Raw genomic sequence first — 16,050 nt, forward strand, 5'->3', positions numbered from 1 at the left:
AGGCTCGTTGTTGCTGCGCTGGCATAAGCAAGCTTCAGAGCGCGAACTCCATCCCGTCAACCAGCAGCCCCGGCAGCCTGGTGCTTTCGAGCGACCGCCCGCCGTAGGTCTGGGCCGAGAGCAGCAGTTGCGTCTCGGCGCCAAGGGCCGCGAGGCGATCACCGAAAAGACTATAAAGACTGTCATCAAAGCGCATGGGCGCAACCGGCGCGACAATCACACCATTCTCCACCCAATAGGTGCCAAAGCGAGTCATGCCAGTTACCCGGCAGTAATTGGGGTCGGACCAGTTGCAGTACCAGAGATTGCCAATCAGTAGCCCGGTGCCGAGCGCACTGAGCACTTGATCGGCCGCCAGTTCGCCGGAGGCCATGGCCAGGGATTCCGGGTAGCCACTGGCGGCATTCACCGGCAGGCCATATTCCTTGCCGGCGCGCGCATCCACCAGCGGTGAACCAGCCTCGCCCCACTCGATCAGCGTCAGGGTTTCAGGACGCAGGAAGCCCTCACTGGTGAAGGCTGGCAATAGGCCGGTGCCGTCCGCTCCATGGACTTCGCGCAGGCAGACACGCGGGTCGAAGTGCTCCTCGCCGTCGAGCAGGCGCAGCAGTGGACTCTGGCGCGTACGCTGGCTTTTCAGGTCGAAGCCATCCCAGGCGAGCATGTCGGTCAGCTCGGCCACCGCCATGGGTGCGAGCCAGGCACGATAACGCCCGGGCAGCAGGCGCTTGGCCGGACGCGCCAGAATGTCGAGTTCCTCGCGCATGGACGCCAGTCGCTCGCGCACCGGCGTAGCATCCCATTGCAGTCCAGCATACGAGCCTTTGACCGCACGGTCATCGGCGCCATGGCAGCTCCAGTCAAAATGGAAGCTGCGGCTCACATGCCAGTGGCGATGGCCCACCGAGCTGGCCAGGCCGTGGGTGATCTCGCCACTCGCCCAGATGCCGACCAAGTTAAGCCCTTCGGCCGCTCCCATGATGGCTTCCACCGCCGCACCGGCATCGGCCAGAGGTTCCGAGGCCCAACGGTCACTGCGCGAGGGCTCCTCGCTGAACTGAAGGTGCGGGTCTGGCGGAAGGTGGCGTATCCGCAGGCGAAGCTGGCGCAGTAACACCCGCGCCTGGTCAAAATCGTGCGCGAGATCGCCACTGAGATCGCAGCTCGCCTCGGCCTGACGGTCGTCCTCAATCAGTCGCAGTTGGAGGCTCGCGTGCCGCACCTCGCCAGCTTGACGAATGCGATTGCAGTTCAGACGGACAAAATCCGACTGCTCGGCTTCAAGCTCGCAGAATAGGGTCTCGTCCACACGCGCTTCAGCCTGAAGGCGCTCGGCGATTGCATAAAAGCAGTCGCGCGCGTCGATCTCAAGTTGCTGACGTTCTGTCCGTGCGTTGATCATGCGCCACCCCCAAAGACCTCGACCTGACGGAAGCGGCAAGGCGGTGAAGCATGGCCCACGTAAATCGCTTGATTGGGCTCACCTTTACCGCAGTTGCACACGCCTCGAACCTGTCGCGAATCGCCATCGCCGACGCCGTCGAGACTGCGCCAAAAGGCCGCCGACCGGCCACGGTAGCCAGGGTTTCTCACCAGTCCGCGCAGTTCGCCGTCGAGGATCAACCGACCAAGCTCACAGCCAAACTGAAACTTGTTGCGACTGTCGTCAATCGACCAGGAGCGGTTGGTCTCCATCAGCACGCCGCGCTCCACCCCGGCGATCAGCTGGGCCAGACTCGCGCTGCCGGGCTCCAGATTGATGTTGCCCATGCGGTCAATAGGCGGGCGATCCCAGCCGCTGGCACGGGCGTTGGCGGTGCCCGGCAGCCCAGAGCGCGCCTGCGACAGCGCGCCACCGAGAGGGCGTTCCAGAATGCCATCGCGAATCAGATACTCGCATTGCGCCAGTGTGCCCTCGTCGTCGGCGATGGTGCTCGCTAGCTCACCGGGCAAGCGCGGATCGAAGGTGACATTGAGCAACTCCGAACCGTAGCGATATTGACCAAACATCTCGGGGGTGACAAAACTGGTCCCGGCATAGTTGCGCTCGTCACCAAGAATGCGGTCGAGTTCCAGCGGATGGCCGATGCTTTCGTGAATCTGCAGCGCCATCTGGCTTGGCATCAGCACCAGGTCGAGGGTTTCAACCGGGCACTCGGGTGCCTCGAGCAGCGCCAGCGCATCCTCGGCAACCTGCGGTGCTTGCTCGAGAAAACCCGTGGCATCAAGGCGTTCCATGCCACCCTGCCCTGGCCAGTCGGCACCTCCGCCACGGCGGCGCTGAGTCTGCGCCCCGGCATTGGCCACCGCCAGCAACCCGGAATGCAGATACTCCAGATGCTGAAAGACACTCGCCCCGGCGCTACTGACCAACAGTTGATCGACCCCATTCCAGCCGAGCCAGGCCGACCAGTCGAGAATACGCGCATCAATGGCCAGGGCCTGGTTGGCCTGGTGCAGCAAGTCCAGCTTGTCAGTCAGCGGCACCTCGCCCCAGGGTTGCGCCACCGGGGAAATATAGTCGGCCTGCAAGCCGCTGCGCGGATAGAGGCTTGAATCAAACAGGCCATGGGCCGCGTGGCGCAGCGCCCAGCCGCGCGCGCATCGACCGGCGGCGCGCAGCCCAGGCCGACTGAGATCGTTGGTGGCTGCATAGCCCAGGCCCCCACGCGCGACCACTGTCACCATGGCGCCAAGTGTATAACCAAGGTTCGTTGGCTCCAGTACATCTTGACGCACTTCAAGCCGATCCCAATGCTCGGATACCAGCCGCAACGACCAATAATCGCAAGCTGGGGCCACGGCGGCAAAGTCGGCCGCAACCGCCATCAGGCGGTCTTTCGGATCAGCGGTGGGACTCGTGCCATGAGATTGGGAAAGGTGTGTCGATGATGCGGACATCTCAGTTGCTCTTTGTTAAACTTCGCGGTTCGCTGCTGTCCTGAATGTTAAAGTCGCCAGATCGCCGCAGGTCGCCTGTATGCAACACAACAAGTCCCATCCTAACATCACCGAACGCGTCACCGTCGCTGGTCATGACCTGATCGGCTTCCTGAAAAACGCCATCGCCGAGGGGAATGTGCGGCGCCTGGTGGTGCGCAAAGCCGACGGCACGCCGTTGCTGGACATCCCGCTGACCGCCGGCGTCGCCGTCGGTGGTGTTTTTACTCTGCTCGCACCCTTTCTCGCGGCGTTAGGCGCTATCGCCGCATTGTTCAGCAAAGTGCAGGTGGACGTGCAACGCAATGTCGAACCGCGCGAGGAACGCAGCATCTCCGATGACTAAAGCCTTCTTAAGTCGATATCACTCGACTAACGCTCATGGTCCCAGCCACCCAGCGAACGGGCAACCACGCAATCTACCCCTCACACAATCCTAAAGAGAAAACCGCACTCACATGAAAGAAATCAAACGCACCAAGGAACACCGTATCTACCAAAAGAAATCCGGGCGCTACGCGGTTACAGACGCGCGCAAACGCCCGGTTAACGGTGAGGATAAAGCTACGATCCTTCTTGCCGAAGGTCTGGTTGCCGCGCCCAAGCAAAAAGCACCGGAACCCGTCGCCACTGAAGAGACTGCGGAAACCGCCGAAGAGACTTCCTCGGAGCCTGCCGCAGAAAGCGCGTAACAGCCAGCCAAGTCGCTCGCGCGTTGCGCGAGTCGGCTCTGACCATTCATAACGGCCCAAGGCTAGAAATGCAGCGGCCTTATGGCCTCATCTGAATAGCCTAGACCGGCGCCCTGCTGAGTCTAGATGCAAGCGAGCGAATTAGACGGAATCCAGGCTTTGACCCACTGGATCAAATAGCCGTCATCGTCATAGTGAGAAGGCTTGATCAGTCCGACGTGAAAAGGACGGCAGACTGATTGGATCATCGCCGACCATCGCCTTAGCCAGTGGCCTTCAATGGGCGCACATCGGCGCTGGGGGTCTCTTCTTCATCGCCGTCCTGGTCGTTTGCCGATGGCTGGCCTCCGGTTGAAGTCGATCCCCGCCGAGATGCCGGCTCGGCCTCCTTGCCCTTGAGAATGCGCTCCACCACGCGGGCATTGAGCGCGAGATGAATCGTTAGCTCCTCAAGGTCCTCGTCAGCCAGGTTTGGCACCGCCTGCCCATCGCGCAGCCATTGTCCGAGACGATCGGCGACTTCCAGTGCCTTGTCATAGGCGTCTGCTTCTTTCTTATCCGCTGTTCGCAAGCGCTCAACCCCCTGGTTGTCTTTAACGATGTATTCGATTTCAATCACAGTCGATCCTCCCGGTGGATACTTTGACCTTGTGGGTTACTTTTCAGCGCTTTGAGATGGGCACATAATCGCGCACTTGCGGGCCGTGATAAATCTGCCGCGGCCGGCCGATGCGCATGCTCGGCTCGCTCATCATCTCCGCCCAATGCGATACCCAGCCAACAGTGCGCGCAAGTGCGAACATGACTGTGAACATATTGCGCGGAATGCCAAGTGCCTGATAAATGATGCCGGAGTAGAAATCCACATTGGGATAAAGCTTGCGCTCAACGAAGTATTCATCCTCCAGCGCGATACGCTCAAGCTCCAGCGCCAGATCAAACAGCGGATTTTTCACATCCGCGAGTTCTTCGAGCACCTGATGGCAGACCTCGCGAATGATCATGGCGCGCGGGTCGTAATTCTTATACACGCGATGCCCAAAACCCATTAGCCGGAAAGGATCATCCTTGTCCTTGGCCTTGTCGATAAATTTGGCGACATTCGCCACACTGCCGATTTCGGCCAGCATATCCAACACCGCCTCATTCGCACCACCATGCGCCGGTCCCCACAGCGATGCGACACCGGCGGCAATGCAGGCAAAGGGATTAGCCCCGGAACTGCCCGCTAATCGCACGGTCGAGGTGCTGGCATTTTGCTCATGATCGGCATGCAAAATAAACAGCAGATTGAGCGCCTTTTCTGCGATCAGTCGCGGCTCATAGTCAGCGCAGGGTGTCGCGAACATCATGTAGAGGAAGTTCGCGCAGTAACGCAGATCATTGCGCGGATACATGATGGGCTCGCCGACATTGTGCTTGTAGGTGGCTGCGGCAATGGTGGGAATCTTGGCAATCAACCGATGCGCCGAGACTTCCCGGTAGTGCGGGTCATGCACGTTGATCGAGTCGTGATAAAAGGCCGATAACGAACCGACCACACCGCAGAGCACTGCCATGGGGTGCGCGTCGTAGCGGAAGCCATCCAGAAAGCTCTTGAGATTTTCATTCAGCATGGTGTGCTGCATGATCACCCCTTCGAAATCATCAAGCTCTTTTTCGTCGGGCAGATTGCCATAGAACAGCAGATAAGCCACTTCGAGAAAACTCGCCTTGGTGGCCAGTTGCTCGATCGGGTAGCCGCGATACAGCAGCACACCCTTTTCGCCATCGATGAAGGTAATGGCACTATGGCAGCTTGCGGTCGCCATGAAGCCGGGATCGTAGGTAAAGAATCCAGCGTCGCGATAGAGCGAGGAAATGTCGACCGCCGAGGGTCCAAGGGTTCCCTGCTTGAGTGGATACTCGTGGCAGGTACCATCGACATTGTTGGTAATGGTGATCGTCTCGTTCGTCATAACAGACTCCTGGGGACGGACTGCTGCGAATCTGAGGTCAGAAAGGGCAGGCTTCACTAGGGGCGGGGTCCAATCGCGCGGCAGCCGACGACATCAGATCGGGGCGACATCGCATCAAGGCGACATCGGGCTGCATCGCGAAGGATCAGGCAGACAGCCAACTCGCACCCCGGGTCTGTTCCGGTTTAGGACCAGGAATCAGACCCAAGGCGGAATGCTCTCGAGACTATGCTAAGCCATCAGAGCGAAAGGCAAAAGCGTCTTTTTTGCGCACGCAGAAAAGTCCGGCATCACACAGGAATGCCGAAACTGAAACAGAAAGAGCGAAGATGCAACCCGTAATCGGGTTGCGGAAAGCCGCCTCAGCGGCCGTACTTGCGCCGGAACTTATCAACCCGTCCCGCCGTGTCGAGGATCTTTTGCTTTCCGGTATAGAACGGATGGCATGCGGAGCAAACCTCGACATGCAACTCCTTGCCGAGCGTGGAGCGCGTTGAAAACTCGTTTCCGCAACTGCAAACGACCTTGATGTCCTGATATTCTGGGTGAATTCCCGCTTTCATGAAGCACCTGTTTAGAAGGAATCGGCAGCACTGACTGAAACGTCAGTAAACCGCGTAGTATACCGATGTTTTGCCAAGGTGAAAAGCGCCAAAACGCCGCGCATCACACCCGGGCGTCTTTGGGGACCACCACCACCCCCTCGGGCGAGACCGAAAAGCGCGCGCGATCCTCCTTGCGATCAAAACCGATGCGCGCCCCCGGCGAGACCACCACGTCTTTATCGAGTATGCACCGATTGAGCTCGGCTCCGGCGCCCACATGGACCCGGTCAAACAAAATGGCACCATCCACGATGGCACCATCATCGACCTTGACACAGGGGGACAGCACGGACCGGTTGACAGCCCCACCGCAAATCAGCGCACCAGAAGCCAGCATGGAGTTAACAAACACTCCCTCGTTGCCTGAGTTGGGCCCCGGGACGGTTCGCGCCGGTGGATACTGGCCCTGATAGGTCAGAATGTTCCAGCCGGGCTGATAGAGATCCAGCGCCGGTCGCGCTTCCAGTAGCGACATGTGTGCCTGGTAATAGGCATCGACCGAGCCCAGATCGCTCCAGTAACCATCTTGCGACACCCGCCCGCGCTCACCTCCGAAGCGATACCCCACCGCCCGCGCTGCGCCTGAAGCTTGCAGCAGCGTGGCGACGAAATCCATCTCCGCATGCCCATTGCCAACCCGCACCAGATGGTCAAGCTGCTCGAGCAGGTAGTCTTTCCCGATCACCAAAACGCCCATTGGGGCCAACCCCGTTGGCGAATGCTCGCCAATCGGGCCTAGCAAGCCCGTGATGCGATGATCCTCGCTGCACTCCACACGGTACGCACTCGGTGCGGAATTCTCTGTCACAGTGCGCAGCGCGGCGGTCACCTGTGCCTGCTGCTCATCATGAAAACGCAGTAACTCGGCATAATCCATCCGGTAGACGGCACCTCCGTCGAGCAGCAGCAGACGGCGCGCTGGATTGCGCTCAATGAGATAACGGTTCTGCCGCAAGGCATCCACAAGGCCCAGGTACCAGCCGCCATCGGCGCGCATTTGCGGTGGCAGCGGGGTGATGAATTCACCAAGCTCGGCATTGAACAGCGACCAACCATCGCGCAAATGCTTATGCAGCGAATGGGATCGATACTGCGTCAGCACCAGAATCTGGCGCAAGCCCGAGTGCAGACAGTTGGCCAACGAAAAGTCCACCACCCGATATTTGCCACCAAAGGGCACCGCTGCCTTGGTTCGTTCTTCGGTCAGTTCTGCGGGCGCACCACGTTCGGTGGCAACCAGAAACGTTAGGGTTTCGCTTGGCACGTCAATTTCTCCTTCGGCTATCCCTGGAAGGGTCGCGCGCGTCAGAATGCGCATGGTCCCGGCCATCCCGGAAAATGAAGCGACTGTTTCACCTTAAAGGGGCAATGGACCAGACCGAGCTGGCCAGACTCTTGACCGACTCTCAAACGCACAAGGATAACATGCCCATTCTGCAGGCAAGGGTGCTGCATTAGAGTGCATGGGGAACGGCCCCGATTCTTATTGCAGGAGCAAATGTGTTTTTGGTTTTGGGCTGGGTAGCCCGAAACAAGCCGAAAGTCCATGTCCGCTCGGAATAGTGGAAAATGACAGCGCGATTTCCCGGCAGAACCGGCTGACGCTATCATGCCGCATCCAACCAGTCACATCGGGCGCTCTCCGCAGGCGGGCGCGTCCTTCACAGTTAGAGACTCTTTCGTATGAGCGCACAGCTTCTCGACGGCAAGCAGATCGCTGCGGCGATTCGCGCCGAACTCAAGTCCCAGGTTGAGACCCGCCTCCAGGCCGGTGCCGCGCGGCCCGGGCTGGCCGTGGTGCTGGTTGGCGCCAATCCAGCCTCTCAGGTCTATGTGCGCAACAAGCACAAAGCCTGCGCCGAGGTAGGCTTCCACTCCGAACGCCATGAGTTGTCAGAAAACACCAGCCAGGCCGAATTGCTCGCACTCATTGATCGGCTCAATGCCGATGTGCGCATTCATGGCATCCTGGTGCAGCTGCCATTGCCGGATCAGATCGACGCCGAAGCGGTGATCGAGCGCATCGACCCGACCAAAGATGTCGATGGCTTTCATCCCTACAACGTCGGGCGGCTGTCGCTGCGCATGCCCTTGCTGCGCCCCTGCACCCCCAAGGGCGTGATGACGCTGCTTGCTCACACGGGCCAGTCGCTCGAAGGACTGGATGCAGTCGTCATCGGCCAATCCAATATCGTCGGCCGACCGATGGCACTGGAGCTACTGGCCGCGCGCTGCACCATCAGCGTCTGCCACAGCCGCACCCGGGATCTTGCCGCCAAGGCCCGCGCGGCCGATGTGCTGGTGGTCGCCATCGGTCGCGAGCGCTTTGTTCCTGGAGACTGGATCAAGCCCGGCGCCCTGGTGATCGATGTTGGCATGAATCGCGATCAGGACGGGCACCTGTGCGGCGATGTCGACTTTGATGCGGCGCGCACCCGCGCTGCTTGGATCACGCCCGTACCCGGCGGCGTGGGCCCCATGACCATCGCCAGCCTGCTTGAAAACACCCTGCAAGCCGCAGAGCTGGCCGCCAGAAACTGACACCGACGATTCCCCCGGCATTTGCGCTCGCGATTGTCCCCAGGCATGGCAACCCGCACATGGCCAGATATTGACTTCCCGGCAATATCACCCATATTCGTCAGGGTAGAGCCCAGCGCGTGCTTTCGCCATGCGCGTCGGGGTCACAGGGCGGGGTTCAATCCAGCCCAGAACACCAAAGGGACACCACCGCAGGCTTTTCATTTTTCGCCAATGCGTTACCCTTGGCGTTCCTTGCATTCCATCGCCGCGACGAGTCGCGGCTCCTATTTTTCAACTAAACGGAGTCGATTCTAATGAAGCATCTCAGCACTCTTTCAGCCACAGCCCTTCTGTCCCTCAGCCTCGCCGGCGGCGCCATCGCTGCCGACCTCAAGCCCGAGGAGCAGATCGAAACCCGCCAGGCCGGCTACCAATTCATGTCCTGGAACATGGGCAAAATCAAAGCAAGCCTCAGCGGCGACTACAACCAAGAGACGGTACAAAAAGCCGCTGAAGCCATTGCCGGCATTGCCAACTCGGGCATGGGCGCACTCTACGGCCCTGGCACGGACAAGGACGTCAATGGGGTCAAAACCCGCGTGAAGCCCGAGCTTTTCACCGAACAGGCCGAGGTTGGCAAGGTCGCGGGAGATTTTGTCGCCGCAGCCAACAACATGGCTGAAGTCGCGGCCACGGGTGACGAGGCCGAGGTCAAGCAGGCCTTTGGCGCTCTGGGCGAGTCCTGCAAAGCCTGCCACAAGCAGTTCCGCAAGGACGACTGATCCCGCCCGCCTTTCTCCCCCGGAACCCCTGGAACTCAGCGAACACTCGGCCAGCCACATCAACTGGCCGAGCATCCAGGGGTGTCCGTCACCAGGCCGGCGGCGGTGCCGCCGGTGGTGGTGGCGGTAACAGACCGCCCGCCCCGATCCAAACCACCAGCGCGGCCACCAACAGCGCCACCAACAAGGCCAACAGACCGCCACCTTGGGCCGGTTTTGCCTGCGCCGACTCGACCGACTTCATCCCCGTCACCATGGGCCGAATGAGATTCTGCCGCCGCACCAGGGTATAAAAGAGCGCGGCCAGAATATGCAGCGCCACCAGCGCGCCGATCAGCCAAATGGCCTGACGGTGCAGACCGCTCAGGTCGTTACTGACTCCTTTAGAGACCAGATCGTATAAAGGGCCCCGGAAGGCGATATCATCGTTTGCAAACAGCCCGCTGAGCACCTGAAACACTAGCACCGCCAGCAGCGCAAACACCGACAGAGCCCCTAGTGGATTATGGCCAAGCCCATGCCAACGCCCCTGGATGTAAGCCAGAATGCGCGCCGGCGTCGGCACAAAGTCGGCAAACCGGGCGTAAGTCGAGCCGACAAAGCCCCACACTAAGCGAAAACTCAAAAGCCCCAGGATGGCCAGTCCCGTGCGTTCGTGCCAGACCATCCAATTTCCCCCTTGCAGCCCGGTCAAAAAAGCCACCAGCACCAGCAGCGCCAGCGACCAGTGGAACAGGCGAGTGGGTCCATCCCAGATGCGGATAGATTGCAGCGTCATCGATTCTTCTCCTTGCAAGGCAATTTATCGCTTCGTCCTTATTGTCGCCCGTCACTGCCATCATTTCCAGCACAGGCACGCCGATGCACTGCCCCCCGTCAGCCCCGTTGCCGCCACCAGCAACCACGCATTGCCTCCTATGGCTATGTTCCGCATGTCCCGCCGGCGCGCACGCGTTATCATTCGGGCCAACAGTCTCGTTTCAATTCCAACAACGGCTCAGCACCCATGCCTGGATCGCGTTACTGCACCGCTCTCGGTGCAGCCTTCATGTTGCTTTTCTCAATCGCAACAGCGGTGGCGGACACCGCGCCGGCCACGCTGCGCCTGTCGCAAAGCTGGCAGGCCGGAGCGGACATCACCGCCTATCTCGATGTTCGCGACCAAGACGGGCAGGCGGTTTCCGGCCTGGATGCCTCGCAACTCTATGCCACCATCGGCCCGCAGGTGGCGGGTGTCACCGCTGTCGAGTCCTTCGCCGCGACTGATGAGGGCGTGCTTTACCTCTTCCTGATTGATCGCTCGCGCTCCCTGTCCGCCGCCCGCTTCGCCGAAATCCGCGCCGCACTCACAGCCTGGGTCACCGCGCTGGAGCCGACCGATAGTGCGGCGCTCATCACCTTCGGCGAGCGGGTCGACACCCTGGTCGCGCCGACCTCGGATCAGGCTGTGTTGAAGGATGCCATTGCCGCCCTGACACCAACCGACAACCGCACAGCGCTGCATCAAGGTCTGGCGCGTGGAATCTCGCTTGGCCAGCAACAGGTCGCGGACTGGCCGCACCGGCGCGCCATCGTGATCCTGAGCGATGGACTTGAAGATGCACCCGGCGGCATGACGACGGACGAAGTATTGAGCCGGCTGGCTGAGAATCCAGTCCCTATTTATGCCATTGGGCTGAGCGCCGTGCGCGATGCCACTCGCCGCGAGGCAGGACTAGCGACGCTCGGGCGCTTCGCGCGGGAATCCGGCGGCCTCTATCTGGACGCCAACCGCGCAAGCGATCTGGCCGCCACCTACGCCGAGATGCGCGGACACATTCGCGCAGTACAGCGGGTGCAACTGCATTGCGCCGATTGTGTGCTCGATGGCAATCGCTACCGATTGCAGATCACCTTGCTGACCGAGGACGGCCTGCGCCTGAGCAACGGCACCGATCTGCGCCTGTTGCCACTGCCGCCCAATGCCGAAGTTGGGGACAGCGCCACCGATGACGCATCGGATGAGGAGCCCTCCGCGCCCGCGACTGAGGCCGCTGCATCCGATGACGATGCCGAGGCTCCGTCTGCTCCAGAATCCGCTCCGGAATCCCCATCAAGCACGAGCACCCCGGAGGCGGAAACAGCCGCTACGTCAGAATCTACTCCGGCACCATTTGCCGAAATCGATTCGCGTTGGCTCCTTCTCGCGGCGGCACTGGCTAGCCTGTTGCTGCTGTTGATCATCTTGGCAATTCGAGGCCGCGCCCAGCGGCGCCGACAAGCAGAGACCAATGCGAATGCCCCGTCATCAGAGCCACCGTCGCCCCACTTGGACGCCGCAAGTGACGCCATCGCGGGTGCAGAAGATGACGCTTTATCACTGGACCAAGACGTTTTCGCAACAACCAACCCTGCCCCGCCGACCCAACCGGCAAGCGCGCCCTTCACGCAACCTTCGCCCCCGCCGTCCCCCATCAATAACGGCCCGCCCCTGCGTCTTGCCTTCGTCACCGGCCCGCAGCGAGGCGCCACGGTCAAGCTGTCGCTGGGCCAGCCTGCAGTGCTCGGTCGAGCGCTAAGAAATGCGCTTGCGGTGACCGATGACGCGGAAATCTCCGGGCGCCATGCCGAGATCGAGCGGCTTGCCAACAACCAGCTGGTACTGCGCGATCTCGGGTCAACCAACGGCACCCGCCTAAACGGCGTCCGCATTCAGGGGACGCATCCGCTCAACCCTGGCGATCTGATCGGCGTCGGACAGACCGACCTGCGGGTGCTGGCATGACCATTGCGCCATCCCCCACTGCCGCTCCAGCCCCGATCATCACACCCGGCAATGGGCAGTGGATCGGCGCGCGCGGCGAGCAGCAGGACGCCTTTGGCTTTCACGGCTTCGATGATCCCGACTTCCGCGCCCACGGTGGCGTGCTCGCCGTGCTCGCCGATGGCATGGGCGGACTGCAACAAGGGCGTGCCGCCAGCCAGCTCGCCGTCACCACCCTGCGCCAGACCTATGCCACCAAAGCGCCCGAGGAGTCCATTCCCAATGCCCTGGACCGCGCGCTCCAGGCCGCGAACACCGCCGTCTACCAACTGGCAATGGAGTCGGACGGAGAAGGCCAGGTAGGCACCACTCTGGTCGCCGCAGTCGCCCACGCGCACGGTATCGACTGGGTCAATGTCGGCGACAGCCGGCTCTATGGTTATCGCGCGGCAGAGGATCAGCTGACCCAACTCAGTCAGGACCACAACTATGCTGTCATCCTGCAAACGCAGGTCGCTGCGGGCACGCTCGAACAGGCCGATGCCGATGCCCATCCTGACCGAGCCGCCCTAGTCAGCTTCATCGGCTTGAAGCAGATCCCCTACATCGACACCGGAACCAAAAAGATGCCATTGGCCCCTGGTGATCGCCTGCTGTTATGCAGCGACGGCGTCCATGGCCGACTTTCCGACGAGCACTTGCACGAACTCATTCGCCAGCCAGCACAACCAGCCGCCGAGGCCATGATCGCCACGCTAAAGGCCGCAGCCTATCCCCGGCAAGACAACGCAACTCTGGCCATTCTGGCCGCAGAAGCTGCCGCAGCACCAGAGCCAAACAGCGGTACAAAAGATCGGCCATCTCCCCCGCGCTGGTCAAAATGGCACCTGCTCGCCCTGAGCGCACTGCTCTTGCTGGCGCTCGGCATCGGCATCGGGCTGTCGCTGCGCTTTGGCCAAACGCCCGAAGTTGAGCCTGAACCCGAGTCGGATCATCTTTAACCGCAACTCAATCGCGCTGCAAAAAAACATGCCACTGGAACCAACAGAACGCTGGCACGACGAGATTCCTGGAACTCGCTGGTTCCGCGCGGATCTGCACCTGCACACCCTGGACGACCCCTACATTGCGCTACCGCCGGGCATTGAGGGTGAACGCGATGACCCCGCCGTGCTGAAGGCCTATGCGGAGCACTTTCTCGACGCAGCCGTTGCACAGGGGATCGAGGTTCTGGGACTGACTCCACACGCACCCAGTATCAAAGCCGGCCTCTCTGCGGCCTGGACGATCATCACGACCTGGGAAAGCGGCTACCAGCCATCCAGTGGCCGTGCCTATCGCGACCTGATCTATGCCGTTTACCCTGGTTTCGAACCGAGCTTCGCGGACGGCAACAACGGAATCCACCTCATCTTTCTGTTTGATCCGACCGTTGGGAAGGAACAGTACCTCAACGCATTCAGCGCCATCATGGCCGGCCGTCCAGGCTACGAAGGCAAGAATCTCCACCAGACGCTAAAGGCACCCAAGGAGGTATTCGCGGAACTGGATGATCGCTTATCCATTGGAAAAGGCAACTACCTTGTCATCGCTGCGCATCCGCTACAACAGAATGGCCTACTATCCCGCCCCGGTCACTATATCACCGACTTGGCCGGTGGTCATATCCACGCGGCTGAATTGCGACGCAACAGGACTCTCAGTGAAGACTTGGGGGATAACTCAAAGTTGCGCCATGCCTTCGAGAAAGGCCGCGTTGCGCTCTATCACAGCAGCGATGCCATTAAGCTCGCAGACCCCAACATCGCGCCCACCGATCAAGCGCTCGGCTACCGCTTTGCACTCCTAAAACTGGCCAGTCCCAGCTTGGAAGCCCTGAAACAAGCCTTTCTCGGTCGCGACTCAAGGTTACGCATTCCTTATATCAGGGACGCTGCGGGTCAATTCGTCCAAGACCCTCATCTGCCAGTACCCGTGCCGCAGGGGCATGACGCCAGGCCCTGGATCCGCGAGATTCGCGTGCTGGGCGGCGCCTCCTTTCTGCGCGACCAGATCTTCAGATTCAGCCCGGATCTCACCGGTATCATCGGCGGCAGCATGACCGGTAAGTCGACCTTGCTTGACGGCCTGCGGCTGATCTTCGGCGGCGAGCAAGCGATGCCAAACCGGGCCACATCGCTCGGGCAGAATGCCCTGGCACGGGCTCAGAATAGATTCCTGTCCGGTGGTACCCAGGTCGAGATGGAGAGTCCGGCCGGTGATCTTGCACGACCGGTGGCAGAGCGGTTCGCACCACGCTTCTTTTCGCAAGGGGAGCTAAAGTCCTTGGCTGAAGACGACGAGGGGATTGAGCATCTGCTGTTTCATCTCATTCCAGGGCGTGGCGGCGCGCTGCTGGCACAGCGCGACACGCTTAACAGCATCGATCAACGTATCGCCAAGGCAGTGCCTCGTCTGACCCGTCTCCAAGCGCAGGTCGCAGAGGCCGAACAGGAGTTGCAGCGCACGGCAGAGGCGCGCGAGGCCATGAAGCAGTTCGAGCAAGCCGGCACCCCAGCCCTACCGCCCGCTCAGCAAGATGCGGCGCGGGCCAAAACATTTGCATCCGACGCAAAGGACCAGATTGAGCGCGCTTTGGAGATGTCGGAGGCGCTCGGTACCCTGAGCTTGCCGGTATTCAACAGCCCGGAGATCAGAGCGTCCCTTTCCCCGCCAGAGCCTGCCGATACTGCCGACGCGGCATCGCTGCTCAACAAGGCCAAAGCGCAGGCAGAGGCGGTCTTTACAGCTTTGAAGTCCATTGGCGAGATGGCCAATGCCACCGAGGCCGCCGCGAACACTCGCCTGGCACAGATGACCGCACAGGTACAGGCCGCCTTGGTTGCAACCGGGCGGAGCGCAAGCGATCTGAATCAGTTCGAGGCTTATGCCAAAACGGCCCAGCACCACGACAGCTTTCTGGCTGCGTTGCAAGGAAAAACGCTGGAATTTGAGAAGGCATTTAAGGGATTTCAGGCGGATCTGGTGGAGCGGGATGCGTTGATTAAGACGCATCGCACGGAGGTCGAACAGATCTGCCGCGAAGTGGAGACCCGATTCGCGGGCCGGGTCGTGGTCGCCGTCGATCCGGAGGGGAGACGCGGCCCGCTGGAGTCCTGGATGCTTGGGTTGCGCAATCCGGGGATCTCCCGTTGGTGGAACAGCGGCGGGTCGCAGTCAGCCACGCCGACGAAGCTACGCGCCGTCATTGGAGCCTTCACTAAGCAGGACTTGGAACAAGCGCAGACACAGGCCAAGGCGCTCGGAATGTCCGACGCTGTCGCGACATCCTTCTTGGAACAGATCGCACCCTGGGCACGCCAACTGGAGGTTTGGGCACTGCGAAGCCCTGACCGCTATCGTATCCGCTGGGTAGAGGATGGCACCCCGAAGGATCTCGATGACCTGTCGGGTGGACGCCGGGTGGCCGTGCTGCTGTCTTTGATTCTGGAGAGCGATGATCCGACGCCTCTGTTCGTCGATCAACCTGAGGACGAGTTAGATAATCGCTTTCTGAACGAGACAATCATCCCGGCCTTGCATCGACTGAAGGGCAAGCGGCAAGTCGTCTTTGCCACGCACAATGCCAATCTGGTGGTCAACGGCGACGCGGATCAGGTCATCGCCCTGGAAGCAGACGCGCAACATGGCCGGGTCTACGCCGCCGGTGCCATCGAGAATGACGCGGTTCGCACGGCCATTGTCCGCACGCTTGACGGCGGCGACGATGCCTTTGGTCTGCGCCGGAAAAAGTACGGTTTCTAGGAG

The 16,050-nt window shown here is 60.9% G+C and carries 14 protein-coding genes; 7 read left to right on the forward strand and 7 right to left on the reverse strand.

Going from position 1 to position 16,050, the window contains the following annotated elements:
- Nucleotides 1-34 precede the first annotated feature (34 nt).
- Nucleotides 35-1,402, reverse strand: coding sequence for a metallopeptidase TldD-related protein (locus Thiofri_RS13090; RefSeq protein ID WP_009149767.1), 1,368 nt, complete (start codon nt 1,400-1,402; stop codon nt 35-37).
- The gene (locus Thiofri_RS13095) at nt 1,399-2,901 is read right to left on the reverse strand and encodes a TldD/PmbA family protein (RefSeq protein WP_009149768.1); all 1,503 of its coding nucleotides are present in this window, start codon (nt 2,899-2,901) and stop codon (nt 1,399-1,401) included. The genes Thiofri_RS13090 and Thiofri_RS13095 overlap by 4 nt, the downstream gene beginning before the upstream one ends.
- 79 nt (nt 2,902-2,980) lie before the next feature.
- Between Thiofri_RS13095 and Thiofri_RS13100 the strand changes: the two genes are divergently transcribed.
- Together Thiofri_RS13100 and Thiofri_RS13105 are read left to right on the forward strand one after the other, a co-directional pair.
- Nucleotides 2,981-3,286, forward strand: a complete 306-nt coding sequence (locus Thiofri_RS13100; RefSeq protein WP_009149769.1) for a DUF4342 domain-containing protein — start codon at nt 2,981-2,983, stop codon at nt 3,284-3,286.
- A 112-nt stretch (nt 3,287-3,398) separates the two neighbouring features.
- Nucleotides 3,399-3,632, forward strand: coding sequence for a hypothetical protein (locus tag Thiofri_RS13105; RefSeq protein WP_009149770.1), 234 nt, complete (start codon nt 3,399-3,401; stop codon nt 3,630-3,632).
- A gap of 262 nt (nt 3,633-3,894) precedes the next feature.
- Here Thiofri_RS13105 and Thiofri_RS13110 read toward each other — a convergent pair whose 3' ends face one another.
- From Thiofri_RS13110 to Thiofri_RS13125, 4 genes are all read right to left on the reverse strand, one after another.
- On the reverse strand, nt 3,895-4,251 hold the full coding sequence (locus Thiofri_RS13110) for a YebG family protein (RefSeq protein WP_009149771.1): 357 nt from the start codon (nt 4,249-4,251) through the stop codon (nt 3,895-3,897).
- A 43-nt stretch (nt 4,252-4,294) separates the two neighbouring features.
- Nucleotides 4,295-5,590, reverse strand: coding sequence for a citrate synthase (locus Thiofri_RS13115; RefSeq protein ID WP_009149772.1), 1,296 nt, complete (start codon nt 5,588-5,590; stop codon nt 4,295-4,297).
- Nucleotides 5,591-5,952: 362 nt separating this feature from the next.
- Entirely contained in the window at nt 5,953-6,153 is a 201-nt protein-coding gene (gene rpmE, locus Thiofri_RS13120) for a 50S ribosomal protein L31 (RefSeq protein WP_009149773.1), read from the reverse strand.
- A 103-nt stretch (nt 6,154-6,256) separates the two neighbouring features.
- Nucleotides 6,257-7,459 (reverse strand): glucose-1-phosphate adenylyltransferase family protein, encoded by a 1,203-nt coding sequence (locus tag Thiofri_RS13125; RefSeq protein WP_040857154.1) that lies wholly within the window; start codon nt 7,457-7,459, stop codon nt 6,257-6,259.
- Between the two features lie 419 nt (nt 7,460-7,878).
- Here Thiofri_RS13125 and folD point away from each other — a divergent pair, with 419 nt between their 5' ends.
- Nucleotides 7,879-8,736 carry a bifunctional methylenetetrahydrofolate dehydrogenase/methenyltetrahydrofolate cyclohydrolase FolD gene (gene folD / locus Thiofri_RS13130; protein ID WP_009149775.1) on the forward strand — a complete coding sequence of 286 codons (858 nt, stop codon included), beginning with the start codon at nt 7,879-7,881 and terminating at the stop codon, nt 8,734-8,736.
- A gap of 296 nt (nt 8,737-9,032) precedes the next feature.
- Nucleotides 9,033-9,500 carry a c-type cytochrome gene (locus Thiofri_RS13135; protein ID WP_009149776.1) on the forward strand — a complete coding sequence of 156 codons (468 nt, stop codon included), beginning with the start codon at nt 9,033-9,035 and terminating at the stop codon, nt 9,498-9,500.
- An 88-nt stretch (nt 9,501-9,588) separates the two neighbouring features.
- Here the strand turns inward: Thiofri_RS13135 and Thiofri_RS13140 are convergent, their stop codons facing one another.
- Nucleotides 9,589-10,278, reverse strand: coding sequence for a cytochrome b/b6 domain-containing protein (locus Thiofri_RS13140; protein ID WP_009149777.1), 690 nt, complete (start codon nt 10,276-10,278; stop codon nt 9,589-9,591).
- 270 nt (nt 10,279-10,548) lie between these two features.
- Between Thiofri_RS13140 and Thiofri_RS13145 the strand changes: the two genes are divergently transcribed.
- The 3 genes from Thiofri_RS13145 to Thiofri_RS13155 are packed head-to-tail and all read left to right on the forward strand — an operon-like array spanning nt 10,549 to nt 16,047.
- The gene (locus tag Thiofri_RS13145; protein WP_223296752.1) at nt 10,549-12,264 is read left to right on the forward strand and encodes an FHA domain-containing protein; all 1,716 of its coding nucleotides are present in this window, start codon (nt 10,549-10,551) and stop codon (nt 12,262-12,264) included.
- Complete coding sequence (locus tag Thiofri_RS13150; protein WP_009149779.1) at nt 12,261-13,244, forward strand: PP2C family protein-serine/threonine phosphatase; 984 nt, start codon at nt 12,261-12,263, stop codon at nt 13,242-13,244. Before Thiofri_RS13145 ends, Thiofri_RS13150 begins: the two co-directional genes overlap by 4 nt.
- Nucleotides 13,245-13,272: 28 nt before the next feature.
- Nucleotides 13,273-16,047 (forward strand): TrlF family AAA-like ATPase, encoded by a 2,775-nt coding sequence (locus Thiofri_RS13155; protein ID WP_009149780.1) that lies wholly within the window; start codon nt 13,273-13,275, stop codon nt 16,045-16,047.
- The last annotated feature ends 3 nt before the right edge of the window (nt 16,048-16,050 follow it).

Source organism: Thiorhodovibrio frisius (assembly GCF_033954835.1).
GTDB lineage: Bacteria > Pseudomonadota > Gammaproteobacteria > Chromatiales > Chromatiaceae > Thiorhodovibrio > Thiorhodovibrio frisius.